We start from the raw sequence: 25110 nt of genomic DNA, 5'->3' as shown, positions 1-25110 counted from the left end.
AGATGTCTAAGTTAAAATATCTTCATAGGTGGGAATACATTAACTAGGAGGATAAAGATGAACAAGATTATAGCTGTAGTAATTGTTTCTCTACTTTCAATACTTGTGTTATCTGCATGTTCGAATGACAAAGAGGGGGCAAAAGTGGGGGAGCATTCCTACATGAACCATTCTAGTTCAGGAGATATTCCAGAAGGGATGAAAGTGGCCGGAAATCCTACTTATAAAGTAGGAAGTAAGGCTATTATTGAAGCAGACCATATGAAGGGAATGAAAGGTGCTGAAGCGACCATTGTAGGATCCTATGATAGTACAGCTTATGTTATTTCCTATACGCCGACAACAGGTGGGGATATGGTGGAAAATCATAAATGGGTTACTCAAGAAGAAATAAAAGATGCAGGTGACAAAACATTAGAACCAGGTACTGAAGTCACGATAGAGGCAGATCATATGCAAGGTATGAAAGGTGCTACAGGAGAAATAATTTCAGCTGAAAAAACTACTGTGTATATGATCGATTACACCCCGACTAACGGTGGAGAAGAAGTGAAAAATCATAAGTGGGTAACAGAGGATGAGCTATCGCCCGTTAACCCATAATAAATATCTCTAAAGAAAACTGCACCTTGAATAGCATATCAAGGTGCAGTTTTAATGTGTGATTTTTTGTATTCCATATTCTTAGTGTTTAGGAAGTAGTAGTTTCAACTTATTTAACTGATTGTAAAGGCGAAACAATAACTGTACAAGTGGTTCCAGTTTCGCTGAAAAATACAAAACGATACCGCTTGTGGCACATGAAATTAACGCACTCCCTATCACGTCCAATGGATAATGTACGCCAACATATATACGTGAAAGCCCAACAACTATCGCCCATATTAAAATTGGATATTTAAACCGCTCATTTCGCATAATAAATATCCATGCGATCGCAAAAACTAAAACTGCGTGATCACTTACAAAAGAGGAATCTACAGTATGTGGTACTAATTGCTGAACATGATGTGTAACAAAGGGACGTGCGTGGTAATAAAACAAATGAATAATCGCATTTACAACTAATGCAATGGCAGAAGAAAAAATAGCATAAATAGCTGTATACCTTTTTTCGATGCCTTGTTGCTTGTTTCCTATATACCAAAGATACAAAATGATGGCTACTGCTATATAAGGTAAACTATCCGATAACGTTATCATTATATTATCTAATAATTTTGAGTGTCCAGCCCATCCATTTATTTGTTGAAATATATGATAGTTCATAGTATTTCTCCTTTCACAACTAACAATCACGTAATTGAAACCAAAACAATATGATTTCTACTATAAAGAATAAACATTGAATCTGAAAATAAGATGAAAATTAGCTTCGTTTAGAATTTTTGTCCTTATTTAGATCCTTTGACCTAGAAGTAGTATATCCATTTTCATGACTATTGTGAGTTTGATTATTCTGATAAAGTGGTAAGATATTATAAAGGGAAATTCTGTGGAATGAGGTGGTTGGTATGACGTTAATAAAGGCTACTGGGAATGGTATTTCTAATCAGATTGCTAGTTTGGATGAAAGAAAAAGAGCGATGCAACGGAAAGACGCTGGCGAAGCATATCGAAAGCATGCAAAATATTTTCAGCCGAAAGTCCCTACTCTATCTGAATTAGAAAATCTCTTATTAGGCAACAAAGAACGAGAGGAAGAAACGCCTGAAGTAAGTGCTGCTATAAAAGAATTTCAGCAATTAGAAGGTGCGAACAGTAGACCTATGAAAGGGCCTAGCACACCAGTGCAAACAATTGGGGGACCAACACCTGAAAAAACGATTGAGCTTTTAGAAAAAGTGAGAAGTTCAGCATTAGCTCCAGTGGAACCAACTCCGCAAGATTTACGTGTTGCTGCTAGTGCTACTGCTAAAATCCAGCAAACTCAGTCGCAAATTACGTTAAATCAAGAAGCTAATCGGCAAATTAAAGTAGAAGTTAATAAACAAAAAGAAGATGAAGCAGCTGTTTTTAATCGCTCCATTCAATCGGATTTTCAATCTTCAAAAGTGTTAAAAGAGGAGTTGGAGAACTTACAGAAAAAAAGATTAAAAGAACAAGCGATTGCGAAATACTCATATCAAGTACATTTGAAGCGCTATGGTTTTACAAGTCAACAGCCTAGCTTCTTTCGAATAGCGTAGGAGAAACAATGAAAAAGCAAAAAACAAATGCTGTTAGAATATTAGAGCAGCAAAAAATACCCTTTGATTTAATTGAATACGAGTTGACGGGTGACCAAGTAGACGGGGTAACTGTAGCGAACAAAATAGGTCACCCTGTTTTTGTTGTGTATAAAACATTACTTGTTACAGCTGGACCGAACAAATTCTTCGTATGCATTATCCCGGTAGATAAGGAATTAGATTTAAAAGCAGTCGCAAAAGTGGTCGGAGAGAAAAAAGTAGAATTGCTTTCACTAAAAGACTTACTCCCAACTACTGGCTACATCCGCGGAGGATGCTCTCCGATAGGAATGAAAAAGTTATTTCCGACGATAGTAGATACAAACTCACAAAACCTTGATTATATAATTGTGAGTGGAGGGAAAATAGGACTTCAAGTAAAGCTTGCTGTTCCAGAGTTACTCAAGATGACAAATGGTAAACTTGCTGAAATTATTAAGCCTAAAAATGAATAGCTTTTTAACTCTAAGAAGTTATAATTGAATGAATAGTATTTATTCCATTCCAACCATGTTGAGAATGGTTTTTTTACGGAAACAGAAAGTAGGATTTTTATGAAAAAGGAATTTGTTTGGCGTTGGATATTTTTTGTGAGTGGAGTCATCTTAATGGCATTAGGTATTTCAATGACGATCAAAGGGCAAAGATTTGGAATTGGACCTTGGGATGTTTTTCATGTAGGTTTGTTTAAACATTTGGGGTTGTCCATTGGAACATGGGCTATTTTAACGGGAATATTTATTGTAGTAGTCACGATGATTGGAACGAAAAAGTTTCCACAGCTAGGTACTTGGCTCAACATACTTTTCATTGGCTCGTTTATTGATATGTTTAACTGGCTCTTGCCTGACGTAAACAGCTATATAGGACAACTAATCATCTTCATACTAGGTGTAGTTGTAACAGGAATTGGTGTTGGTGTATATGTTTCACCAAACGTTGGAGCAGGGCCTCGCGATTCACTTATGTTATTAATCATGAAAAAAACGGGATGGAGCATAAAAATAGTACGTACATCTCTAGAAGTTGTAGTTGCCCTCCTTGGTTGGGCACTTGGAGGACCGGTCGGCTTGGGAACGGTTATTATTGCAATATTATTAGGTCAGCTAGTTCACTATACATTGCCGATGTCTCAAAAGATTTTATTTCAAATTTGCGGCTACACATTGCCATACATAAAAAAAAGTGCTGAAAATCAGGAATGATTTTCAGCGCTTTTTTTCATATTATCTAGTCATTTTGCATATATTATTCATTGAATGAAAGATAGAAAGGATGAAGATTTGAACGGAACAATTACGCACTATATGGGTAAATCATATACGGGACAAGGTGTAAAAAGTTTCTATAAAGAAATCATTCAAGAAGCAAAAAAAGTTTACTTTTTCAAGGGACCTACTTCCTTCCGACTAACAGATACATTAAAAGAAATAGGATATGCAGGAATTCGTAGAGGGAAAAACATGGAATGGTTTTATGATCCCCTTCATGAAGAAGTATTAGAGGGCATATATATTAAAGACACTAAAACACTCTACATCCAAACGGATGCAGTAGATCCCACTTATTACGGTGCGGGACACGAGTGGGTTCCATATTACGATGCATATGATGAAAGTAAACTTAGAGAAATTGGTCCCCTTATTCGTGATAAGCAAATTGTGAATGATGTTTGGCTAACAAAGGGACTTCAAGCACTTACTCGTGCAAAAGTTATACATGATGAATGGGAGCAACTAATCCAACCAACTGTGAATTGGGAAGGAATAAATGCGCTACTGGAACATTTAAACAAGAAAGCTATTGGTAATGTGGCACTTCAAAAAAATCCTAAAGTAACACATCGACTAATGGGATCGCTTACTCCACTCGGAGCAAAAGATACCTTGGATTCGATCTCTAAAAACTTGAAATCTAGACTATTTATTAAAGGATTACCAGGGAGCGGAAAGTCTTCATTTATGAAGAAGTTTGGTGAAGAAGCTAAATTGCATGGTTTAGATGTTCGTTTAATTTGGTGTGGACTGGATGCAAATAGCGTGGACGGTGTTGTCGTTCCTGAATTGCAATTATGCATTGTCGACGCAACAAGTCCACATGTATACGAACCAGAACGAGATGGGGATGAAATAGTTGATTTCTTTCCTTATATAGATCAATCGCTTTTGGACGAAGAAAAAATAAAAGAAGTGCAACAAAAGTATTCTTCAGAAATGGAGATTGCGCAAGACTATCTCTGTACGTATGCAGGCGATTTAAAAATGATTAAAATGATGTACGATTCAGCAATAGATGAAAATAAATGGAGTTCGTTGCATAATAGAATGGTAGAAACGATAGGGTGAATTGCTGCAAATAGGCTACTTTTCATCTAAAGTATATTACTGTAATAAAGATTGATCATTTATAATAAAGTTAGATAAAAACGGCTCATTGATTACATAATCATGAGCTGTTTTTGTCATTCTTTCTAAATAAAGGCTAGGCTGGTGCAACCGATCAAATAGGATTAATCTCGCATAAGTGGTTCAACTAACAGAGGCATTAGTTGAAGATAGCTAATAAAAATGAAAACTAGTTACTAAATCATCAGAACGATAAAGCATTTGATCAATTATTGTTCAAATGCTTTCTTTTAGTAAAATTTTTCATCTTGAAGTAAAAGAGGCGTCGAATAAAAAGAATTACCGCTTTTTTGTAGAAGTTATCGTACTTAAGAGGTAGGTTAGTTGAATAAAATATATTTACCAAATATACACAAGGAACATACATTCGTGTTAATATACTCCTATGGAAACTTAAATAGGAGGATTATTATGGAATTGCAGAATATAAACATTAAAGAACGTATGAAACATTATAATGTGACAGGTTTAAGCGTTACATTAATAGAAAATGGTCAAATCAAAAATACAGTAAATTACGGTTTGCTAGAGGTAGGAACCACTAAAAATGTAAAAAGAAATACTATTTTTAGTGCTTGTTCAATCAGTAAATTCCTAACAGGAATGCTAGTTATGAAATTAACGGAACAAGGTATTCTTGATTTAGATGAGGATGTAAACAAAAGGCTTGTATCGTGGAAAGTACCTGATAATGAATTAACTAAAAATAAAAGAGTTACATTACGAAACTTACTTAGTCATCAATCTGGAATTATAGACCCCGAAAATAGTTTCTCTAATCTTAACTCGGCGTTAGGTATGCCCACAATAGTTGAACTATTAAATGGGAAAACACCTTATTGTAAATATCCAATTGAAGTGAAATATGAACCTGAGAGTCAATTTCACTATTCAGATGCAGGTTTTTGCATCATTCAGCAACTAATAGAAGATATTACTGAAATATCGTTTAGGCAAGTTATGACCGAACAAATATTTGGACCATTAAAAATGGAAAACAGTACATTAGATACGATAATCTCAGAAACAAAAAGAGATTATTTTTCTTGTGGGCATAACAAATACGGCGAATTAGTAGCAGGAAAATATCCTATATATCCATACCCAGCTGCTTCTGGGTTATGGACAACTTCTTTAGATATAGCCCAATTGGTCATTGAATTAATGAATGCATTAAAAGGAGATAGTAAGATTGGAATTTCCACAAGTTTAGCAAAAGAAATGATAACACCACAGAGAGGAAAGGCGTGGACTGGGCTTGGTGTATTTATAGAGGGATCGGAAAAAGAAATTGAAATTACATCTCTAGGTTGGGGAGTAGGCTTTCAATGTATGTTGACGGCTTTTCCAAATTTAGAGAAAGGAGCGGTCATAATGACAAATGCGGAGTTGGGTGTTCATCAAATGGAGGGAATTATCGGAGAAATATATAAATCGCTTATGTTTTAAAAAACGTTATTTTTGTTAATGGGGTGAGAAAAATGCAGATAGCGTTAGCCGATACAACATACGCACCTCAAGTGGTGTCTATCTTCAAAAACAATTTAAATTGTAATAACAGCGGAGTTTATTCTGAAGAGTTTTTGTGCCCTCTCGGAATTAAAGCAGCTATAAGAAGAAAACAAATGATGGTGGCGATAGTCGATGGACAAGTAGTAGGAGCTTTTCGATTTTACAGAAAAAAAACATCCAATAGCATATCACTATATCAATTTGCTATAAAGGAGGACTATCGCGGTCGGGGGTTGTTAAAAAAGATGTTAAAAACTATAAATGACTTACCAATCCTTGCGTTATGTCCGTTCGAATCAAAATTTAATGAATACTTTTACAAGTCAGGTTGGCATCTACAAGAACAAGATGCAGAATTTAAAATCTGGGCTTTTAACGATTAAAAATATTGGAAAATTGATAACATTAAAATAAAAAAGTTATTAACCAAGTTCATTGAACTGGGCTATTTATTTACATATTTATTTATATCAACAAGTCTTCATGGATAATGGATCTAAATTTTTGGGAAAACAGGTATAATAAAAAATTTCCTAGAGTTGGACGTCTATTCAACTCCTTTTCCATTTTATTTTTTCAAATTGTGCATCCTAAGTAGCCTCACCTTCGCCTAAAAGGTAGAAACAAAAAAGGGGGTTTTCCTCATGGACCAGGAAACACTGAAGACACGAATCCGGAACGGCGAGGACGAAGCTTTCGCTCAACTAGTCAATCCCTTGATTGAAAAGGGGTATAGGACTAGTTTCAGTATCCTCAAGTCGAAGGAACAGGCAGAAGAGGTTGTCCAAAATGCGTTGATTGAGGCATATCGGAACATTATGAGTGGAAAGGATATCACCTATTTCAACACCTGGTTTTATAAATTGGTCTCCCACCGCTCAATCGATGCTTGGAGAAAGAATGACCGCCTGAAGGAATCACCACTTGAAATCGATGTGGTGACAGACAAACATGGCGTAATGGAAAGCATACTAAAAGAGGAAACCGAAAACGAGATTAAAAAGGGCATATCATCCCTTGATAACAGTGACTACCAAACCGTCCTCATCCTCTACTATTACCAAGAGCAAGCAATCCAAGAAATATCAGACTTGCTGGGACTGAAAAGTTCGACGGTCAAATCCCACCTTCGTAGGGCGAGGAATGCTCTAAAAAAAAGGTTGATCGAAAATCAGTTTATAGGGGTGAAATCACAATGAAGATCGATGAATCGTTGAAGAAAGAAATCGAAGAAGAGATGGAAAAAATCCAGGCACCATCTTCCATGTACGAATTTGTCAAAAATATTAAGGAAGAATCGGAAAAGAGAGCGGATTTTGAAGAATCGACAGGAAGAAAAAGAGGTTGGAGGAAATCCCAGTTTGCGGTTGCAGCGGTTATCAGTCTTGGGATCCTAACGGGTTCCGCATTCCTGAATCCAACTATGGCGGAAATGGCATCGAAAATCCCTTATATTGGACAAATATTCCATAAACCGATACATGAAGTAATTAGGGAAGCGTTGGTGAAAGAAGGGTATAAAACAGATGGAATCGGTATGGGCATGTGGGGAGGTAAACCAATGTTTCACATATACCTGAAAGGAACGGAAGAATACGTCAAACAAGAAGAGGACAAAGTTTTGACTATTTTGACTGAAACTTTGGAAAAAAAGGGGTATGATAACTACGAGTTAGTAGTGGTGTCTGAAACGAAAGAGGAATCTCCTGTACAAAAGGAGATATATAAACAAAGGGAGGAACTAGGCGAGAAGTTGATGTCGGACTTGCAGGGAGCAGGCTATCCGATTATGAATGTTGACGCACGTAGCCCTGTAGTCGAAGTGTATATCCCGATAGCTGATGAAGCTAAGAAGGTAGAAATCTACAAGGCCGCGATTGAACTTTTGAAAGCAAATGACACACCGAAACAGGTACAGGTTATAACTCGAGACGTTTCGGAAGAAGAACTTAAGATTCAGTGGATGCCCGTCATGAGGAGCATTGAAGAAGAGTTTTTCCTGAAAAAAGGGTATCAGGTAGCAGACATTAGATATTCCTATAAGCCTGAAAAAGTGTCTATTACCCTCATAACTAAAATGAAATCAACGGATTCAGAGACTAAAGAGACGGTAAACAGGATCCGAAAAGAAATTACTGAGTTCCTGGATAGTGAAGAAGTAAAAACAAAGATAGAGAATCCGAAATATGAGCTAATTATCCAAGACAAGAACGGCAATGATTTTCCGTTTTAAAGACCAAGCAAATTATAATTACACCCGCTAATTATTGGTGTCCCATAATCATTGGTCTTAGTCCTGCCATTATTCGGAACTCTTTCAATTTCTTATCCAATCGGTGGTATGTGGTTAATTAAAGGTATTCGCATTCTGCGATCTTATGGTATTTGTTCCTCTTGAACTTATGTTAAATGTGTATAGAATTAGCCGAGGAACAAATAGGGGATTGGCACGGTCAATATTTTGACTGGCGTAAAAGAAATAACATTAAAGCTTCACCTGCAAGTGGTGGTGAGTTATTATGACTTTTCACGTCTATCCTGGAATTGAGGACAGTACAAATTTCGTATCGCACTCGCTCCTAGCTTGCGGTGCAGTTACCTATGATACAAATGAAACAGGAATTTCTTCTACTGGTTGGTACTATAGAAATTTAAGTAATCGTTCCTTATCATGGTCAATATAACAAATCTTAATGATTTCTTGGTGAATAATAAAATAGTCCAGCTGGTTCTTCTATTACTAATAGAACTTTTGATTTTTACTTCCAATCACCCTTATGAATTGGAAGGTATTCTGCAATTCTATCTAAGTGGAAGTTATAATAATTAGAGACATCCCACGAGTGTTACTGTGCGAAGTGCTGTAGGTAGCTATAACAATAAACAAAAATCGGAGATGATATTCCCAGATGACTCAAAAAGGTTATAAAGCTTTCCGACTATTACAACTAATTATTAAGATAAATGGTACACCATTACAATCTTTGGATTATAGTGGTGTATTTTAACATTAAAAAATTTTAAGTTGAACACTCACAGGTACATTATGGAAATCTGTGCATAAAATTGGTGACGAATTGTGTTAATATAAGCATTAAATTAAATTGTATCTTCAAAATATTTATTCATATTTGAATTGGAGGGAAAACAATGAAGTTTGCTTATCTGTTAGTAGGCTTATTTACACTGAGTTCCTGTGATAATACTAATGTTCACGAAAAAAAATCTCCTGTATTCTCGAGTAGTACAGATAGTGTTATAAATACAGAAAATATGCCCAAAATGAAACAGGATGTATTACAAGATTCCCCCGAATATGTAGCTAAGATTGAAGGGGAACTATCTGTTCATGATTCTGAAACGGCCTATGAAATGTCTGTGAGAGCGTTGACTGGCTATTATAAAGCAGTCTGGAACGGCTCAGATATTGATTTGGATACATTTATCGAGAACGAACGCCTTAAACAGTATACAAAAAAGAAAATTCAATCCCAATATGATACGAATGTAAAGACCAATATTACAGATAAGGTACAAAGTATTGAGGTTGGGGCTTGGGAAGTGGAGTATACAGATGATGTGGATGGAGGTTTCCTCTATTTAAAATTACCCGTGCAAATTAATATGACTGTCGGTAGTTATGGCGAAGTAACTGAATTTCTTGTACGTAATGTAAACGGAAAGTTAGTCATTGCTGATTGGTATACTGGCACAAAAGATAGTTATGATTTCATGGTGCGTGGTGAAAATATAACTATTGACAATCCTGATATTTGGAATGATGTTGAATGGGTAAAGGAGCTAGATAGTACAACAGATTGAATGTTGACTCAAGTGAGGAAACAGGTTTTTATTGTATAAATTATCGTTATAAAATATATCCTTCTTATAAGTTATCATTGCAAATAATGGTAGAAAAAATGGATATTCAGAAACGCTATCTGTTCACTACTGATTAAAGAGGTAAGAGGAATAATAGTTAATCTTAATTTATTGGCAAGGCTAAACACCTCGAAATTCCAACTATCCAGAAATTCTCTCATGCAAAACAATGCTGCTGACTACTGTCTGCGGTTTTTTTTGTCTTTTCGGCTGAGCATGGTAAGATAGAAGGGAATATTTCGCTTGAAAGGAAGATGACCTTGTCAAACGTATTAAACAATTTTTTAACAGAAAACCTAAATGAATTGAAAGACCAAGGCTTATATAACGAAATTGACCCCGTAGAAGGACCAAATGGAGCGAAGATAAATGTCCGCGGCTCGGAACTTATTAATCTATCGTCTAATAACTATTTAGGGCTTGCTACAAATCCAGAACTTAAACGCATTGCTAAAGAAGCAGTGGACAAGTATGGAGTTGGGGCAGGAGCAGTTCGTACAATTAATGGAACACTAGATCTTCATGTAAAATTAGAAGCAAAACTTGCCGAGTTCAAAGGAACAGAAGCAGCTATCTCTTATCAATCTGGCTTCAACTGTAATATGGCGGCAATTTCAGCCGTAATGGATAAAAACGATGCAATTCTTTCGGATCAATTAAACCACGCATCCATTATCGATGGTTGCCGACTATCTAAAGCAAAAATTATTCCTTTCAATCACTCTGATATGGATGATTTACGAGCAAAAGCAAAAGAAGCAACTGAATCTGGCAAATACAATAAAGTAATGGTAATTACAGATGGTGTTTTCTCGATGGACGGAGATATTGCAAAACTGCCAGAAATCGTAGAAATAGCTAAAGAATTTGACCTAATCACATATGTGGATGATGCACATGGTTCAGGCGTTACTGGTAAAGGTAAAGGGACTGTGAAGCACTTCGGTTTAGAAAAAGAAATCGACTTCCAAATCGGTACGCTTTCTAAAGCAATCGGAGTTGTAGGTGGATACGTTGCAGGGAAAAAAGATTTAATCGACTGGTTAAAAGTACGTTCTCGTCCGTTTTTATTCTCTACAGCATTACCACCTGGAGATGTCGCAGCAATTACTGCAGCAGTTCAAATGATCATTGATTCTACGGAATTACATGACAAACTGTGGGAAAACGGTGATTACTTGAAAGCTGGACTATCTAAACTCGGCTTCAACATCGGCGCATCCGAAACACCAATCACACCATGTATCATAGGAGAAGAAAAACTAACACAACAATTCTCCAAACGACTATTTGAAGAAGGCGTCTACGCAAAATCTATCGTCTTCCCAACCGTACCAAAAGGCACAGGCCGCGTTCGCAATATGCCAACAGCTGCTCATACAAAAGAAATGCTAGATGAAGCATTGGCTATTTATGAGAAGGTTGGTAAAGAGCTTGGGGTTATTTCATAATTAAACAAAAGAAAAAAGCAGCCAAACCGGCTGCTTTTTTATTACTTAATATTTCTCTCCATATGCTCAAAAGAATGAAGGAGGCTAAACTTCTGAATCCCTCGAGCTTGTTCAATACTCGTATCTGCCTCTTTACGGAAGGAAACAACATCTCCTTGTTCTTTAGCAATAATTGCTTCAATCGCATATGGCATCCAACCAGTCGGCAAATTTTCTTTTAGTTTCCTTGCTTCCTCATAATTCCCTTTTAATGCTTCTGCGTAAGTCATGTAATAGGTACGTAGGGGTTCCTTGCTTATTTGTTTCGCTAGTTGTTCTACCTTTGAAACGTTATTTTCATAAAATGCAAGATTGGTTTTATACACTTCTTGCAAGTAGCGGTTCTTATGTTTATTTAATATGGCTTGAATCGCCTCGATGATTTTTTCTGGATCACCCGTCTTTATAGCAAGAGGATAGGCAAAAATAGGTTTTCGTTTGTTTTCCTCTAAGTATCGTTCAATTCGCTTTAAATTATTGGATTTATATACGGTGTAATACTGTGGTAGAAATAAGATGAATAGGTATAACACAAGTATACTGATATAGATAAGCCAAATTGGCAATTTATACATAAGCATAACAATTGTTAGAGCTATTCCAATTAGAATAATTAATGTATTGCGAAGTAATTTCATCATGGACCTCTTTTTTTCTTTTCATTATACCAAATCCTAACTAAAATGGGTTGTTGTATTCCACCACCGAACATCGTATAATAAACTTTATTAAAACGTCTTTAAATCAACGTTTTTCCGATATAGTATGTTCTCTCCAAAAACACATTTGTTTTCGAAAGGAAGAAAATTATATGAAAAAGATTATGGTCACCGGTGCTTTAGGACAAATTGGTTCGGAATTAATTACAAAACTTCGTAAAGAATACGGTGCTGAAAATGTACTGGCAACGGATATAAGAAATATTTCATCAGGAGTGTCAGAAAGCGGTCCTTTTGAACTTTTGGATGTGACTGATGGAGAGAAAATGTATCAAGTTGCCAAAGATTTTGGTGCAGATACGATGATGCATATGGCTGCTCTTTTATCAGCTACTGCAGAAGCGAAGCCTTTACTTGCTTGGAATTTAAATATGGGCGGTCTTGTGAATGCACTCGAAGCTTCTCGTGAATTAAACATGCAATTTTTTACACCAAGTTCAATTGGAGCATTTGGGCCATCCACACCTAAAAAGAATACTCCGCAAGATACACTTCAACGCCCGACAACTATGTATGGAGTTAATAAGGTTTCTGGCGAGCTTCTTTGTGATTACTATTTTCAAAAATTTGGATTAGATACTCGTGGTGTGCGTTTTCCTGGATTGATATCTAATGAGACATTACCTGGTGGGGGAACGACGGATTATGCGGTCGATATTTATTACAAAGCTTTAGCGGAAGGGAAGTACACTTCATATATTGCGGAAGGAACCTATATGGATATGATGTATATGCCAGATGCCCTTCAAGCGATTGTAGACTTAATGGAAGCAGACGCATCTAAATTGATTCACCGAAATGCATTTAATGTTACGGCAATGAGCTTTGAGCCAGAGGAAATCGCTGCTTCTATAAAAAAAGTAATTCCAACATTTACGATGGATTATGATGTGGATCCAGTTCGCCAAGCAATTGCAAATAGCTGGCCAGACTCAATTGATGCTACAGCTGCTAAAGAAGAGTGGGGCTTCACTTATAAATATGATCTAGATACAATGACAAAAGATATGCTTGAAAAATTAGCAGCAAAAAAAGCAGCGGACACCTTGTAAAAGGGTTCGCTGCTTTTTTACACGAACCACTGTGTTAGCCGCAATTTGGGGAATAATTGAGACACAGTGGCACTGGAGCCTATTTTAAGAGAAAGTATATGAATCTTGGCTGCTAGGAATCCTGTAATAGTAAGGCTTCATAAGAATAGGTGGTACTAGAGAAAAATAGAAAGTATCCATTGGTAAAGAAGCGCTGAGCGGACGAAATTGCATCTTCGTCCGCTTTTAAAAGAATAGATAAGGATTTATTCTCTCATTATCCAAAACTTATGTACCTTGTCTCTACGCATTTCAAGAGGGCGACGGGCAAACATCCGCCACAAGATTACCGAAAAAAAGGATCTGGAAGTGACGCAGTCACTTCCAGATCCTTCATAAAATTCTTCGTTAATAGTGTAGCCAATGTTTAGTCCAAAGCACTCGGGAACTGGTGATGACCAGGTGAACTTAAATTAAAGGACGCTTACGTTTTTGTTATTCGAATTAGAATAGCAAATGCGCAACTATCGCAATTATTGGGAAGGAAATTAGCGTACGCAATAAGAAAATAACAAGTAGATCTTTAAAGTTCACTGGTATTTTCGAACCGAGTAGCAATCCACCGACTTCCGACATATAGATTAACTGAGTAACCGACATTGTCGCGATAAAGAAACGAGTCATCTCCGAGTCAATCGAACCGCCTAAAATAGAAGGTAAGAACATATCCGCAAATCCAACAACCATCGTTTGAGCAGCTGCTGAAGCTTCCGGAATGCCAAATAGCATTAACAACGGTTCAAATGGTTTACCTAATATAGCAAAGATCGATGTATATTGAGCTAACATTAAAGCAATTGTTCCGAAAGCTAAAACAACTGGTGCTACGCCGATATACATATCAATAACATTTTTAAAACCATCTGAAAAGAACTTAGAAACAGAACGATTACGTTCCGCCGTATTTAATGCATTTTCAAGTCCATGTGTAAACGCATTATAGCTTTCAGGATACTTTTCAGCGTCCAAATCTAGTGGACGTCCGTCAATATGCGTTTCTGATTTACCTGCAAGGGGATAAATTCTTGGCATGATAAAAGCAAGAACAACCCCACAAAGTAAAACAGTCAAATAATAAGGAATGAAATAATTAGCAAGTCCAACTTGCTCAATTACGACAATACAAAAAGTAATAGAAACAACCGAAAAAGTAGAACCAATAATAGCCGCTTCTTTTTTTGTATAATATCCTTCTTCGTATTGTCTACTTGTAAGCAGAACCCCTATAGTACCGTCACCAACCCATGAAGTCAGTGCATCAACTGCAGAACGCCCAGGTAGTTTGAATAATGGACGCATGATTTTAACCATCATCGTACCGAAAAATTCAAGCAATCCGAAGTTTAATAACAAAGGTAGCAATAAGCCAGCGAATAAGAAAATAGTAAAAAGGAAAGAAACTAATCCATCTGGACTTAATAACATTCCGCCTGTATTCTCATTCCAAACTACTTCAGGCCCAAGTTGGAAGATTATTAATATAGCAAATACTGCTCCAACTACACGCGTAACCGTCCAAAATAACGTCACTTTAAATAGATTATTTACAAACGTATTTTCTTTCGGTTTGAATAAAAATAGGACAGAACCAATTGCAGCAACTAACATGGTTAATAGTGCTATCCAATGTACAATAGGTTCTAACCAACCAGATAATATACTCCCTAACAACGCAATTGGAATTTTAAATCCGTTCGAAGTCGGAAGGGGAATCATAAACAAAATAACACCTGCTATAGATGGTAGCAGAAATAAAATCCATGTAGATAAGGAAAACTTTTTCAAAGCAAAGAACCAACTTTCTATAAATGAATAATTATACATATGTTTAAAGTATTTATACATATTAATTCATTTATATAAGAAAGTCCATAGCATTACAGGATGTTCTATTATTCGAAATCTTTGCTGAAGTCGTATGTGTAGAATCGTTCAAAATTAAGCCAGTTCTCTGCTTCCGGTTCGCCATCCGCTAAACGTTTGTCCATTTCCTGTAACATCCAAGCTGTTTGTGAAATATGTGCTCTCATCGAACCCATTTTTTCTTCACTGGAATCTTTAATATTATGAATAATATCTGGATCACCGAGATCTGCTTTCGAATTGTTAGAAAACGCAAGAGCATAAATAGTCGGACGGTTTTCTTCTGGCATACGACGGATTGCCCGAATCATCGCGCGACCAGTTGCATCATGATCGGGATGCACTGCATAGTTTGGATAGAATGTAATAACAAGAGAAGGATTTGTATCTTCTATTAAGTTTTCCATCATACCAACCATTTTTTCATCATCTTCAAATTCAATCGTTTTATCACGAAGTCCCATCATTCGAAGATCTGTAACACCCATAGATTTGGCAGATGCTAGAAGCTCTTGTTTTCGAACTTGAGGAAGTGTCTCACGAGTTGCAAAAGGAGGATTCCCTAGGTTTCTTCCCATTTCTCCTAAAGTTAAGCATGCATATGTTACAGGAATTCCTTGTTTTATATAAGTAGCAATCGTGCCAGAAACTCCGAAAGCCTCGTCATCTGGGTGAGGGAACACAACTAATACATGTCGTTCCATTGGTAAAGTCATTAAATTTTCCTCCTTAATAAGTGAATGGTGTTCTACTAATTTCAAGAGCAACCGCAAGTTTTCCGCTTTGATCGTGGCCTGCCATTAGTAATCGACCATGCTCGTCTAATTCAAAATGAGTAATTCCTTGTGCGTAAACCCAACCATGAGGCAATTTTAAACCAACACGATGTGGAGCTTCACCAGCCACTTTACCAAGTTCATACCGAATTAGTACATTACGAATAAAGGCACCAGCATTGAACACATTTTCATTAAAATGGGTTGCATAAGCACCGTTCGTTGTTTCTAAATGTATATAAACTTCTTCGTTTGCAAAATTATTCAAAAGCTCTTGTAACTGTTCAACATTAACAAGTTCCATCTCTATATCCTCCTAGCATACTGTCTATTATTAGTATAATGAAAAAAAGTTCTTGAAGCGAATGATTGAACTACTAACCTTAAAAACAAAAAAACGCAAAGCCAAGAGAGACTTTGCGAGTGAATTCTTAAACTGTAGTTGAAGTTACTGTTGGTGCTCCAAATTTTCCTTTTGCTCCGTGTAGAACTGGTCCAACGTATTGATTTAGCTTCCAACCATGTGCAATTGCAGCAGAGACGAATTCTTTTGCTTCAAATACAGCATCTGATACTGTTAAACCATTTGCTAAGTTAGCAGTAACGGCAGCAGCAAAAGTACATCCTGCACCATGGTTATAAGTTGTATCTGTTTTTTCTGTTTCAAGCAACGTATGGGTTTGTCCATCGTAGAATAAATCTACTGCTTTATCATGCGCTAGTTGTTTTCCGCCTTTAATCACAACATTTTTTGCGCCAAGTGCATGAATCTTTTCCGCAGCAGCTTTCATGTCTTCGACTGTTTTTAATATTCCGAGACCTGAAAGTTGTCCAGCTTCGAAAAGGTTAGGAGTTACGACTTGTGCACGTGGAAGTAAATATTTGATCATTGCGTCCACAGTACCTGGATTAAGTACTTCATCCTCTCCCTTACAAACCATAACTGGGTCAATTACAACATTGCTCACGCCTGATTCTTCGATAATATTACCAGCAGTTTCGATAATTTCTTCCGTACTTAACATACCCGTTTTAATTGCATCTACATTTGTAGATAACGCTGTTTTTGCTTGACGGTTAATCTCTTCTACTGGAAGAGAAAATACATTATGGCTCCACCCATTGTCTGGATCCATTGTCGCAACAACCGTTAAAACATTCATACCGTAAGTTCCATGTTCTTGGAAAGTCTTTAAATCTGCTTGTATTCCAGCTCCACCAGAAGTATCTGATCCAGCAATTGTTAATGTTTTTTTAATAGACATGTCAAAATATCTCCTTTTTTGCAACCTATAATATAACTCATTGTATCAGATTGAGGTAAATTTTTGAATTACGGAAGCTTTGGAGCAATCCATAATTTAAACAAAACAAATAATAAAATAAACGCAATGAAAATAGTAATAATGGAACCAATAATAATGCCATTTGTAAATAAAGAAAATGCTAAAAAGAGAAGAAAGCCTATTAATAGAATAGTTCCTAACGTGAAACAGCCAATGCCTAAAGTCTTAGCTTTATCTGGAATCTCGTTAGAAGTTGTAGCTGCTTTCTCTATCGTTTTCAACTTTTCGCGATAATGTAAATCTGCCATTTGTACATCCCCTTTTTTTCATCGTACCATGTAACGAATAGTTGTTAATAGAGAAACTTTTCGTTACTGTTAACGTAGTAGAATGATAGGGAAAGAGGGATGACATGCGTAATGACGATAAAATTCGTGAAATGGAAAAATTACTAGAAGAATTAAAAGCGCATAATGAAACAGCCGCTACAATAGCAGAAACTCCTTTCAAAAGAGGATTTAGTTTTTGGAAAGTACGTAGCATTTTATTTAAACTTGGAACTAAATCTTTATTTGCGATTGCACTTATTGTTCTGTTACTCCTAGCAGCCTTACCATTTGCTGCATTTTGGGCAATAAAAGGAAGTACATTTACGGAACATCAAGGGTCATTTATTGAGCAAGTACAAGCTTTGAATGAGTTATCAACAGCTCAAGCATTTACAAAAGTAATTATTGAACGACAAGATAATGCATTATTTGGAAAAGAAATTGTCGTTGATTTACCGGGAACGAAGAGACAACTTTTAGTTGTAGTGCCTGGTTCCGTGAGGGCGGGAGTCGATTTTTCGCAAGTGACTGAGTCTGATATAAAAGTAGACGAGAAGAATAAAACAGCGAAGCTAACATTGCCTAAGGCACAATTTTTAGGTGGTCCAGAGATTTTATTCGATAAAGTAGAAGTATTTTCATATGAAGGATTATTTCGTGAAAAAGCGGATATTAAAGAAGCATATGACCTAGCGGAAACTGCCAAAGAAATGATGATCGAGGAGACTACTGGGCAAGGGTTATTGCAAATAGCAGAAGCAAACGCAGCGAAATCCGTGAAAGAAATGTTCCAATTAGTAGACTATGACGTACAGGTACAATTTAAGGAGTGATGCATAGTGTTGAGTTGGGAAGAGATTCTAGAAGAAGAACGAGGAAAAGCATATTTTATGAAGTTAAAAGCTTTTTTAGATAAAGAATATGCAGAACATACCATTTATCCAGAACGAACTAATATTGGCAATGCCTTTCGTTCTACACCTTTCGATAAAGTGAAAGTGGTGATTCTTGGTCAAGATCCATATCACGGGGAAGGACAAGCGCATGGCATGAGCTTCTCTGTTAAGCCAGGAGTACCAATCCCTCCTAGCTTACGTAATATGTTCAAAGAACTTTCGGACGATTTGGGTTGTCCAATTCCTACAAGTGGATATTTGGAACGATGGGCAGAGCAGGGTGTTTTATTGTTAAATACGGTTTTAACTGTTCGGAAAAGTGAGGCCAATTCCCATAAAGGAATGGGCTGGGAAACGTTTACGGATACAGTAATTAAAAAATTGTCAGAACGGGAAAGTCCCATTATTTTTGTTTTATGGGGAAAACCTGCACAAGCGAAAAAGAAGTTAATCAATACAAGTAAACATGCAATTATAGAAGCCCCACATCCGAGCCCTTTAAGTGCACATAGAGGATTTTTAGGAAGTAAGCCATATTCTAAAATAAATGTACAACTACATGCATGGGGAGAGGCACCAATCGATTTTTGTCTGTAATTATGCTACTATATGGAATGGAAAGTGGGGGAGTCCAATGGCTGTAAATTGTTTTAAATGCCGACACTTTTTTACTACATGGGATGCCAGTAATCCTCGTGGTTGTAAGGCATATGAATTTAAAACAAAAGAGCTTCCATCCACAATAGTAAAACGTACTTCTGGCATGGACTGTTTAAAATTCGAACCAAAGCAAGTGGAGGGGCTTAAAAGATGATTTCAAATGAACAAATTTTAAATCAAATAGAAAAACAAATACATAAAGCGAAAATGGAAACGAATGGACAGGCTACACGGGAGGTATTTGCTGCCATCCGTGCATTATGTGATGTAGTACTGGATTCTGCTGCTACATCAGTCAGTCCTATCCAGTCAACACCTGTAGTCCCAGCACAACCAATCACAATAAAAGAAAACGACGCAAACGGAGAATCATTATTTGATTTTTAATCAGCTGACGTAGAAAGTGGGAGAGTTTAGTGAAATTTTTTATTATCGCAGGCGCAATTAATGGGTTTTTATCTGTAGCACTAGGCGCATTTGGTGCACACGCTTTAAAAGAACGACTATCTGAAAAGTATTTAGCCATTTGGGAAACGGCAGTTCAATATCAAATGTTTCATGCACTTGCATTGATTGCAATCGGCATTTTAATGAGTAATAAATTACTAGGACATGTAACTTCCTTGAATACAGCAGGATATTTAATCCTAGTCGGAATCGTTTTATTCTCTGGAAGCCTGTACGTATTAAGCTTGACAGGAATCGGAATTTTAGGTGCTATCACTCCAATCGGAGGCGTAGCGTTTTTAGTAGGATGGATCTTACTAATCGTTGCAGCAGCAAAATTTGCTAACTAATAGTTGGGTAGGCCAAATCTTTAAAAGGTTTGGTCTTTTTTTGAATGGAATTATTTTTTTCGAGACCAAATGTTATGACTCTGTGTAAGACACAGCTAAACTGCCTGTAATTATTATCAATTACTGGCAGAGCGAGACTAATTGCAACGTGAGAGCAACCAATTTACATGCATGAGCAACCAAATAGGGGCAAAGAGCGATCAATTCCTGCGCAAGAGCGACCATTTCTCATAACAAAGAGTTAACTCTTCTGGTGGAGACACAATAAAGTAGTAATTTGCCTGTAATTATTATCTATTAATAGTTAGTAACTGGCAGAGAGAGACCAGCTGCAACGTGAGCGCAACCAATTCACATGCAAGAGCAACCAATTTGCATCTAACCGCAACCGATTCTTACGTAAGAGCGACCATTTCTCATAACAAAGAGTTAACTCTGTGTGAGACATTATTTATAGCAAAGCTTCAGCTAATTTGCCTGTAATTATTATCTAGTAACAGTTGGTAACTGGCAGAGCGTGACCAGTTGCAACGTGAGAGCAACCAATCCACATACAAGAGCACCAATTTGCATCTAACCGCAACCAATTTTGGGTCAAGAGCGACCATATCTCATAATAAGGAGTTATCTTCAGGGAGAAACAATAAAGTAGCAAGGATTAAAGTGTCGAAGTATCCAGTGAAGGATACGGATGTGATTAGGGGCTACAAGGTCACGGAGGAAAACGTTCAAACCGTGAAGGACATGGATTCGGCCCTTGCCTATAAACGATTGATTACCTAGGGTGGATTGCTGAAGGAAATTCATAAGGAATTGAAACTAGGAAATCCGGAAGATGGCGATTTGATACATATTGACAGAGAATCGGATGAGGTGCCAATGGGGCGGCCGATGTGATGGCTTACTGGCATGTAGATTTAAAAAACTATGTGATTCAAAATAAAAAAAAGAGTGGCACGGGTTCGGTTGATGGGGAGAAAAACGCTATTAACATCTGAATACACTATTAATCAGCACATATTTCAATAACAAATTGACAATATAAATGGCAAGTAAAAAAACGCTCAGATATGAGCGTTTTTTTTGATGTATATTTTGCTATCCTTATTCAATGACCTTTTTTTCAAAAATGAGTTTTATATCAGTTGTGCCACCAGTGGTTGATGATAGTGGTGCAAAGGTATGTAAACGCCATTCTTCCTGTGCATACTTTTTTATAATCTCCTCTGGATTTTCTTTAGGATTACCATTCCAGTCAATCTTAATATTAACAAATTCATATTTAAACATATTAATACCCCCTTGGTCTCATCTTAGTTTCCCTTCAATTTTAGCAAAAAATTTCAAATTTCCTTCAAAAAAGAAGTTTAGTTTCCCTAATTCGCACCAGTTTTAGCATTTGTTTTAACAATACCGCATAAATTATGTGGTGTCTACACTTAGTATGTGAATTAATATGTTAATCAGAGTGTCAAATATATTGAAGTATGATATGACAACAAAAAAAGGAGCCACCAATACATTTGTAAATTGCGTCCCCAATTATGTTGTTATGTACTTTTTTCTTCACAACAAACGAACCAGTTAATTTATAACGAGCAAGTCGTTCCTTATGGAAGGTAAGTGGGATACTCTTCTTTAATTTGCTTGTAATTATTATCAATTAACAGTTAGTAACTGGCAAAGCGAGACCAGTTGCAACGTGAGAGCAACCAATTCAGATACAAGAGCAACCAATCTGGATCTAACAGCAATCAATTCCTTCACAAGAGCGACCATTTCTCAAAACAATGAGTTATCTTCAGGTGAGACACTATAAGAGTAGCAAATTGCCTGTAATTATTATCTATTAACAGTTAGTAACTGGCAAAGCGAGACCAGTTGCAACGTGAGAGGAACCAATTCAGATACAAGAGCAACCAATCTGGATCTAACAGCAATCAATTCCTTCACAAGAGCGACCATTTCTCAAAACAATGAGTTATCTTCAGGTGAGACACTATAAGAGTAGCAAATTGCCTGTAATTATTATCTATTAACAGTTAGTAACTGGCAAAGCGAGACCAGTTGCAACATGAGAGCAACCAATTCAGATACAAGAGCAACCAATTTGCACCTAACCGCAACCAATTCCTGCATAAGAGCGACCATTTCTCATAACAACGAGTTATCTTCAGGTGAGACACTATAAAGTAACACAAGCTCATTAATTTGCCTGTAATTATTATCTATTAACAGTTAGTAATTGGCAAAGCGAGACCAGTTGCAACATGAAAGCAACCAATTCGCATGTGAGAGCGACTAAATAGGGGCAAAGAGCAACCAATTCTGCCTCAAGAGCAACCAATTCACTCTAATCGATAATAACTTTTCAAAATAAGAGATTCATTCGCATAGGAAAGAAACTAATTCATAAAAGGCTTATCCGCAATGTCGGATAAGCCTCTTTTCTCATAAGTTATAATTAATTTCTTCATCAAATGTTGCATAGTCAAAGTAAATCATTAGCATTAAGTATCTTTTGCCGTTTGGATCACTAATAATAACGTGATCTCGGCCAGCAGCTTCAACATAACCTGTAATTACTTTGGAGTTATGCTCTTTGCTGTGCTCGAAAGTAAAATAGAATGTGCCAAGCTTTCCTTTATTCATTCTCAAAATGTTTTCGATATAGGATTCTTCCTGACGTCTTCTAGTAGCGGGTAGTTGAACGTTTGGTGGGGTCATTTGTTGCTGCTGCTGTTGTGGATAGCTTCCGGGGTGCCAATAATATTGAACCATTCATACATCCTTTCTAAATTAAATGCTAGGGCAATCCTCAGCTGAAGGGGAGTAGAAGCAGTGTGCTTTAAAACGTCCAGTGTTCCATTGGTTAAACCACTGAGCAGGGCAATTGCCACCTGGGTCAAAAAACCATAAAGATCGCTCTCCAGGATGAAAACGTTCTCCGTTAATCACACGCGTTGCAAGTTTTTTATCACTCTCCCGTGCACGCTGATAAAAATACGATTTTGTTGTTGCTTCAAAACCACCGGGACTTTGAAAAACCATATCTTCCAAATTGCGGACATTTTTGAAGTCTAAGCAGTCAGCACGAACTCGGTTTACTCCAACATTTCCGACCAGTAGCATTCCTAGATTTCCTTCACCTTCCGCTTCTGCACGCATTAATCTTGCAAGTAAATCCAATTGCTTCGCCGTAGAACGGACTACTGCCAATACATCACCTCCTACAATACACTATGCAAAGAATTGGAACATAATACCCAAAAGCAATCATGAAAAATAAAAAAGACTGCATTAAATGCAGTCCGTTACTATTAAATATTAAAAAACTCTCCGCGCTTTTCACCAGCAAGGATTGTCCCGATAAAGAAGGAACCAAATTCAGCATAGCGCGCGCTTACTTCATCAAAACGCATTTCATAAACTAATTTTTTAAACTGAAGAACATCATCTGAGAATAAAGTTACGCCCCATTCGAAATCGTCGAAGCCAACTGAACCAGAAATGATTTGTTTTACTTTACCTGCATAACCGCGACCAATTTTTCCATGGCTTGCCATAAGTGCACGACGATCTTCCATTGAAAGCATATACCAGTTATCTTCACCATTGCGACGTTTATCCATTGGATAGAAGCAAATGTATTGTGAACGTTGAAGTTCTGGATATAAACGAGCACGTACATGTGGATTTTGGTACGGATCTTCGTTGGATTCACCTGCTAAGTAGTTAGATAATTCAACTACGGAAACATAAGAATAAGCAGGGATGGTGAAGTCAGCAATCGTTAGTTTATTAAATTTAGCTTCTATTTCTTGAAGTTCATCAATTGTTGGGCGCAATGTCATTAACATGAAGTCTGCTTTTTGGCCAACGATTGTGTAAAATGCATGGGCACCTGTTTTAGCATCATCTGCGTGTTGTAATTCATCTAAAAATGCGATAAATTCATCTGTTGCTTGTTTTCGAAGTTCTGGATCTATTTGTTTCCATGATGTCCAGTCCATTTGGCGGAAATCATGTAAAACGTACCAACCATCTAGTGTTATTGCTGCTTCATTCATTGAGTAAGACACTCCTTTTAATTAAAAATTTCGCATTTTTAGTGTATCATACAACCACCACTTTTTCCCGTTTCGCATGTATTTCACATGACAATCTGTGACAAACTCGTGTATGCTTAAAAATAACGAGAACTTCAATAGGAGGGGCACATTTGGCTGATTTATTTCAAGAAATAAAACATAAGTTAAGCGGAGCCAATATATCCATTGTATTACCCGAAGGAACAGACGAGCGAATTTTAATAGCAGCTGAAAAACTACAAGATGAAAGAATTATTAAACCTATCGTAATTAGTTCTTCTAAGAATATTCCCAAAAATTTTACTGTTATCGACCCCGAAACATATGAAGAAATGGATGAGCTCGTGTCGGCATTTGTAGAGCGTCGCAAAGGGAAAATCACAGAGCTTGAAGCAAGAGAGCTTTTGAAAGACGTCAATTATTTCGGAACGATGCTTGTCTATACTGGAAAAGCAAACGGTTTAGTAAGTGGAGCAGCACATACTACTGCCGAAACAGTAAGACCTGCACTTCAAATCATCAAAACAAAACCAGGCATTACGAAAACGAGCGGCGCATTTATAATGGTAAAAAATGATCTTCGTTATGTATTTGCCGATTGTGCCATTACAATTGCTCCGACAAGTGAAGACTTGGCAGAAATAGCTGTAGAAAGTGCGAAAACTGCAGCTGCCTTTGGAATAAAACCAGTAGTTGCCATGTTATCCTTTTCTACAAAAGGATCAGCACACTCAGAGGAAACGGAAAAAGTGGTGAACGCGACTAAACTAGCAAAAGAATTAGCACCATCTATTACAATCGAAGGTGAATTACAATTTGATGCAAGCATTGTTCCTGCAATCGCTGCAAGTAAAGCACCAAATGGAGAAGTAAAAGGTGATGCAAATGTCTTTGTATTTCCTTCATTAGATGCAGGGAATATTGGATACAAGATTGCGCAGCGTTTAGGTGGATTCGAAGCAATCGGACCCATCTTACAAGGTTTGAACGCACCAATTAATGATTTGTCACGTGGTTGTACAGCAGAGGATGTATACAAACTAGTTTATATTACTGCAGCGCAAGCATTAGAATAGGGAGTT

30 protein-coding genes are annotated in these 25110 nt (G+C 36.9%); 19 read left to right on the top strand and 11 right to left on the bottom strand.

The genetic code is table 11. The annotated features are described in order from the left end of the window. The first annotated feature begins 57 nt into the window (after positions 1–57). Entirely contained in the window at positions 58–603 is a 546-nt protein-coding gene (locus ACTSKG_RS09495) for a YdhK family protein (protein ID WP_464754360.1), read from the top strand. A gap of 81 nt (positions 604–684) precedes the next feature. On the opposite strand, the gene ACTSKG_RS09490 is transcribed toward ACTSKG_RS09495, so the two are convergent. Then, positions 685–1269, bottom strand: a complete 585-nt coding sequence (locus ACTSKG_RS09490; RefSeq protein WP_464754359.1) for an undecaprenyl-diphosphatase — start codon at positions 1267–1269, stop codon at positions 685–687. A 245-nt stretch (positions 1270–1514) separates the two neighbouring features. Here ACTSKG_RS09490 and ACTSKG_RS09485 point away from each other — a divergent pair, with 245 nt between their 5' ends. The 11 genes from ACTSKG_RS09485 to ACTSKG_RS09435 all read left to right on the top strand — a co-directional run bounded on the left by ACTSKG_RS09485 (position 1515) and on the right by ACTSKG_RS09435 (position 11481). After that, positions 1515–2189, top strand: coding sequence for a hypothetical protein (locus ACTSKG_RS09485; protein ID WP_464754358.1), 675 nt, complete (start codon positions 1515–1517; stop codon positions 2187–2189). An 8-nt stretch (positions 2190–2197) separates the two neighbouring features. Beyond that, entirely contained in the window at positions 2198–2686 is a 489-nt protein-coding gene (gene ybaK / locus ACTSKG_RS09480; protein ID WP_464754357.1) for a Cys-tRNA(Pro) deacylase, read from the top strand. Positions 2687–2785: 99 nt separating this feature from the next. After that, the gene (locus tag ACTSKG_RS09475; RefSeq protein ID WP_464754356.1) at positions 2786–3436 is read left to right on the top strand and encodes a YczE/YyaS/YitT family protein; all 651 of its coding nucleotides are present in this window, start codon (positions 2786–2788) and stop codon (positions 3434–3436) included. Between the two features lie 78 nt (positions 3437–3514). After that, positions 3515–4576 carry a hypothetical protein gene (locus ACTSKG_RS09470; protein ID WP_464754355.1) on the top strand — a complete coding sequence of 354 codons (1062 nt, stop codon included), beginning with the start codon at positions 3515–3517 and terminating at the stop codon, positions 4574–4576. Positions 4577–5047: 471 nt separating this feature from the next. Continuing rightward, a complete protein-coding gene (locus ACTSKG_RS09465) occupies positions 5048–6085 on the top strand; it encodes a serine hydrolase domain-containing protein (protein ID WP_464754354.1) in 1038 nt (345 codons plus the stop codon). 32 nt (positions 6086–6117) lie between these two features. After that, entirely contained in the window at positions 6118–6531 is a 414-nt protein-coding gene (locus ACTSKG_RS09460; protein ID WP_464754353.1) for a GNAT family N-acetyltransferase, read from the top strand. Between the two features lie 261 nt (positions 6532–6792). Continuing rightward, entirely contained in the window at positions 6793–7347 is a 555-nt protein-coding gene (locus ACTSKG_RS09455; RefSeq protein ID WP_464754352.1) for an RNA polymerase sigma factor, read from the top strand. Beyond that, positions 7344–8381 carry a DUF4179 domain-containing protein gene (locus ACTSKG_RS09450; RefSeq protein ID WP_464754351.1) on the top strand — a complete coding sequence of 346 codons (1038 nt, stop codon included), beginning with the start codon at positions 7344–7346 and terminating at the stop codon, positions 8379–8381. The genes ACTSKG_RS09455 and ACTSKG_RS09450 overlap by 4 nt, the downstream gene beginning before the upstream one ends. A gap of 286 nt (positions 8382–8667) precedes the next feature. Next, positions 8668–8832: an amidase domain-containing protein gene (locus ACTSKG_RS09445; RefSeq protein ID WP_464754350.1), complete on the top strand. Its 165-nt coding sequence runs from the start codon at positions 8668–8670 to the stop codon at positions 8830–8832. A gap of 466 nt (positions 8833–9298) precedes the next feature. Beyond that, a complete protein-coding gene (locus ACTSKG_RS09440) occupies positions 9299–9970 on the top strand; it encodes a hypothetical protein (protein WP_464757932.1) in 672 nt (223 codons plus the stop codon). A 320-nt stretch (positions 9971–10290) separates the two neighbouring features. Then, positions 10291–11481 (top strand): glycine C-acetyltransferase, encoded by a 1191-nt coding sequence (locus ACTSKG_RS09435; protein WP_464757931.1) that lies wholly within the window; start codon positions 10291–10293, stop codon positions 11479–11481. A 41-nt stretch (positions 11482–11522) separates the two neighbouring features. On the opposite strand, the gene ACTSKG_RS09430 is transcribed toward ACTSKG_RS09435, so the two are convergent. Then, entirely contained in the window at positions 11523–12158 is a 636-nt protein-coding gene (locus ACTSKG_RS09430; RefSeq protein WP_464757930.1) for a hypothetical protein, read from the bottom strand. A 173-nt stretch (positions 12159–12331) separates the two neighbouring features. On the opposite strand from ACTSKG_RS09430, the gene ACTSKG_RS09425 reads away from it, so the two are divergent. Further along, positions 12332–13291: an L-threonine 3-dehydrogenase gene (locus ACTSKG_RS09425; RefSeq protein ID WP_464757929.1), complete on the top strand. Its 960-nt coding sequence runs from the start codon at positions 12332–12334 to the stop codon at positions 13289–13291. Between the two features lie 483 nt (positions 13292–13774). Here ACTSKG_RS09425 and ACTSKG_RS09420 read toward each other — a convergent pair whose 3' ends face one another. The 5 genes from ACTSKG_RS09420 to ACTSKG_RS09400 all read right to left on the bottom strand — a co-directional run bounded on the left by ACTSKG_RS09420 (position 13775) and on the right by ACTSKG_RS09400 (position 17563). Continuing rightward, the gene (locus tag ACTSKG_RS09420) at positions 13775–15115 is read right to left on the bottom strand and encodes a YjiH family protein (RefSeq protein ID WP_464757928.1); all 1341 of its coding nucleotides are present in this window, start codon (positions 15113–15115) and stop codon (positions 13775–13777) included. Between the two features lie 107 nt (positions 15116–15222). Further along, a complete protein-coding gene (gene bshB2 / locus ACTSKG_RS09415) occupies positions 15223–15909 on the bottom strand; it encodes a bacillithiol biosynthesis deacetylase BshB2 (protein WP_464757927.1) in 687 nt (228 codons plus the stop codon). A 13-nt stretch (positions 15910–15922) separates the two neighbouring features. Then, positions 15923–16273, bottom strand: coding sequence for a YojF family protein (locus ACTSKG_RS09410; protein ID WP_464757926.1), 351 nt, complete (start codon positions 16271–16273; stop codon positions 15923–15925). 127 nt (positions 16274–16400) lie between these two features. Continuing rightward, a complete protein-coding gene (gene thiD, locus ACTSKG_RS09405; RefSeq protein WP_464757925.1) occupies positions 16401–17234 on the bottom strand; it encodes a bifunctional hydroxymethylpyrimidine kinase/phosphomethylpyrimidine kinase in 834 nt (277 codons plus the stop codon). 68 nt (positions 17235–17302) lie between these two features. Continuing rightward, positions 17303–17563, bottom strand: a complete 261-nt coding sequence (locus tag ACTSKG_RS09400; RefSeq protein WP_464757924.1) for a hypothetical protein — start codon at positions 17561–17563, stop codon at positions 17303–17305. Between the two features lie 104 nt (positions 17564–17667). On the opposite strand from ACTSKG_RS09400, the gene ACTSKG_RS09395 reads away from it, so the two are divergent. The 5 genes from ACTSKG_RS09395 to ACTSKG_RS09375 are packed head-to-tail and all read left to right on the top strand — an operon-like array spanning position 17668 to position 19937. Next, positions 17668–18417, top strand: coding sequence for a DUF4230 domain-containing protein (locus ACTSKG_RS09395; RefSeq protein WP_464757923.1), 750 nt, complete (start codon positions 17668–17670; stop codon positions 18415–18417). A gap of 3 nt (positions 18418–18420) precedes the next feature. Then, a complete protein-coding gene (locus ACTSKG_RS09390) occupies positions 18421–19077 on the top strand; it encodes a uracil-DNA glycosylase (protein ID WP_464758007.1) in 657 nt (218 codons plus the stop codon). Between the two features lie 37 nt (positions 19078–19114). After that, a complete protein-coding gene (locus ACTSKG_RS09385; protein WP_464757922.1) occupies positions 19115–19294 on the top strand; it encodes a uracil-DNA glycosylase in 180 nt (59 codons plus the stop codon). Next, positions 19291–19527, top strand: coding sequence for a YwdI family protein (locus tag ACTSKG_RS09380; protein WP_464757921.1), 237 nt, complete (start codon positions 19291–19293; stop codon positions 19525–19527). The genes ACTSKG_RS09385 and ACTSKG_RS09380 overlap by 4 nt, the downstream gene beginning before the upstream one ends. 29 nt (positions 19528–19556) lie before the next feature. Continuing rightward, positions 19557–19937, top strand: coding sequence for a DUF423 domain-containing protein (locus ACTSKG_RS09375; protein WP_464757920.1), 381 nt, complete (start codon positions 19557–19559; stop codon positions 19935–19937). Between the two features lie 1104 nt (positions 19938–21041). On the opposite strand, the gene ACTSKG_RS09370 is transcribed toward ACTSKG_RS09375, so the two are convergent. From ACTSKG_RS09370 to hemQ, 4 genes are all read right to left on the bottom strand, one after another. Continuing rightward, complete coding sequence (locus ACTSKG_RS09370) at positions 21042–21227, bottom strand: DUF4177 domain-containing protein (protein ID WP_464757919.1); 186 nt, start codon at positions 21225–21227, stop codon at positions 21042–21044. A gap of 1161 nt (positions 21228–22388) precedes the next feature. Beyond that, positions 22389–22718 (bottom strand): spore coat protein GerQ, encoded by a 330-nt coding sequence (gerQ, locus tag ACTSKG_RS09365; protein ID WP_464757918.1) that lies wholly within the window; start codon positions 22716–22718, stop codon positions 22389–22391. A gap of 18 nt (positions 22719–22736) precedes the next feature. Beyond that, positions 22737–23105, bottom strand: a complete 369-nt coding sequence (locus tag ACTSKG_RS09360; protein WP_464758006.1) for a cell wall hydrolase — start codon at positions 23103–23105, stop codon at positions 22737–22739. 152 nt (positions 23106–23257) lie between these two features. After that, a complete protein-coding gene (gene hemQ, locus ACTSKG_RS09355) occupies positions 23258–24007 on the bottom strand; it encodes a hydrogen peroxide-dependent heme synthase (RefSeq protein WP_464757917.1) in 750 nt (249 codons plus the stop codon). Between the two features lie 152 nt (positions 24008–24159). Between hemQ and pta the strand changes: the two genes are divergently transcribed. Continuing rightward, positions 24160–25104: a phosphate acetyltransferase gene (gene pta, locus ACTSKG_RS09350; protein WP_464757916.1), complete on the top strand. Its 945-nt coding sequence runs from the start codon at positions 24160–24162 to the stop codon at positions 25102–25104. Positions 25105–25110 lie beyond the last annotated feature (6 nt).

It is taken from the genome of Psychrobacillus syltrankelensis (assembly GCF_055454035.1).
The sequence above is the reverse complement of the archived record's forward strand: the minus strand, read 5'-3'. Positions and strand labels throughout refer to the sequence as shown.

Coding starts and splice junctions, on each gene's coding strand:
- gerQ (WP_464757918.1), bottom strand. CDS start 22,718: ATGGTTCAATATTATTGGCACCCCGGAAGCTATCCACAACAGCAGCAG.
- ACTSKG_RS09400 (WP_464757924.1), bottom strand. CDS start 17,563: ATGGCAGATTTACATTATCGCGAAAAGTTGAAAACGATAGAGAAAGCA.
- ACTSKG_RS09495 (WP_464754360.1), top strand. CDS start 58: ATGAACAAGATTATAGCTGTAGTAATTGTTTCTCTACTTTCAATACTT.
- ACTSKG_RS09410 (WP_464757926.1), bottom strand. CDS start 16,273: ATGGAACTTGTTAATGTTGAACAGTTACAAGAGCTTTTGAATAATTTT.
- ACTSKG_RS09460 (WP_464754353.1), top strand. CDS start 6,118: ATGCAGATAGCGTTAGCCGATACAACATACGCACCTCAAGTGGTGTCT.
- ACTSKG_RS09485 (WP_464754358.1), top strand. CDS start 1,515: ATGACGTTAATAAAGGCTACTGGGAATGGTATTTCTAATCAGATTGCT.
- ACTSKG_RS09465 (WP_464754354.1), top strand. CDS start 5,048: ATGGAATTGCAGAATATAAACATTAAAGAACGTATGAAACATTATAAT.
- ACTSKG_RS09360 (WP_464758006.1), bottom strand. CDS start 23,105: ATGCGTGCAGAAGCGGAAGGTGAAGGAAATCTAGGAATGCTACTGGTC.
- ACTSKG_RS09490 (WP_464754359.1), bottom strand. CDS start 1,269: ATGAACTATCATATATTTCAACAAATAAATGGATGGGCTGGACACTCA.
- ACTSKG_RS09475 (WP_464754356.1), top strand. CDS start 2,786: ATGAAAAAGGAATTTGTTTGGCGTTGGATATTTTTTGTGAGTGGAGTC.
- ACTSKG_RS09370 (WP_464757919.1), bottom strand. CDS start 21,227: ATGTTTAAATATGAATTTGTTAATATTAAGATTGACTGGAATGGTAAT.
- ACTSKG_RS09430 (WP_464757930.1), bottom strand. CDS start 12,158: ATGAAATTACTTCGCAATACATTAATTATTCTAATTGGAATAGCTCTA.
- ACTSKG_RS09450 (WP_464754351.1), top strand. CDS start 7,344: ATGAAGATCGATGAATCGTTGAAGAAAGAAATCGAAGAAGAGATGGAA.
- ACTSKG_RS09385 (WP_464757922.1), top strand. CDS start 19,115: ATGGCTGTAAATTGTTTTAAATGCCGACACTTTTTTACTACATGGGAT.
- ACTSKG_RS09440 (WP_464757932.1), top strand. CDS start 9,299: ATGAAGTTTGCTTATCTGTTAGTAGGCTTATTTACACTGAGTTCCTGT.
- ACTSKG_RS09425 (WP_464757929.1), top strand. CDS start 12,332: ATGAAAAAGATTATGGTCACCGGTGCTTTAGGACAAATTGGTTCGGAA.
- ybaK (WP_464754357.1), top strand. CDS start 2,198: ATGAAAAAGCAAAAAACAAATGCTGTTAGAATATTAGAGCAGCAAAAA.
- ACTSKG_RS09455 (WP_464754352.1), top strand. CDS start 6,793: ATGGACCAGGAAACACTGAAGACACGAATCCGGAACGGCGAGGACGAA.
- ACTSKG_RS09445 (WP_464754350.1), top strand. CDS start 8,668: ATGACTTTTCACGTCTATCCTGGAATTGAGGACAGTACAAATTTCGTA.
- bshB2 (WP_464757927.1), bottom strand. CDS start 15,909: ATGACTTTACCAATGGAACGACATGTATTAGTTGTGTTCCCTCACCCA.
- ACTSKG_RS09380 (WP_464757921.1), top strand. CDS start 19,291: ATGATTTCAAATGAACAAATTTTAAATCAAATAGAAAAACAAATACAT.
- ACTSKG_RS09395 (WP_464757923.1), top strand. CDS start 17,668: ATGCGTAATGACGATAAAATTCGTGAAATGGAAAAATTACTAGAAGAA.
- thiD (WP_464757925.1), bottom strand. CDS start 17,234: ATGTCTATTAAAAAAACATTAACAATTGCTGGATCAGATACTTCTGGT.
- hemQ (WP_464757917.1), bottom strand. CDS start 24,007: ATGAATGAAGCAGCAATAACACTAGATGGTTGGTACGTTTTACATGAT.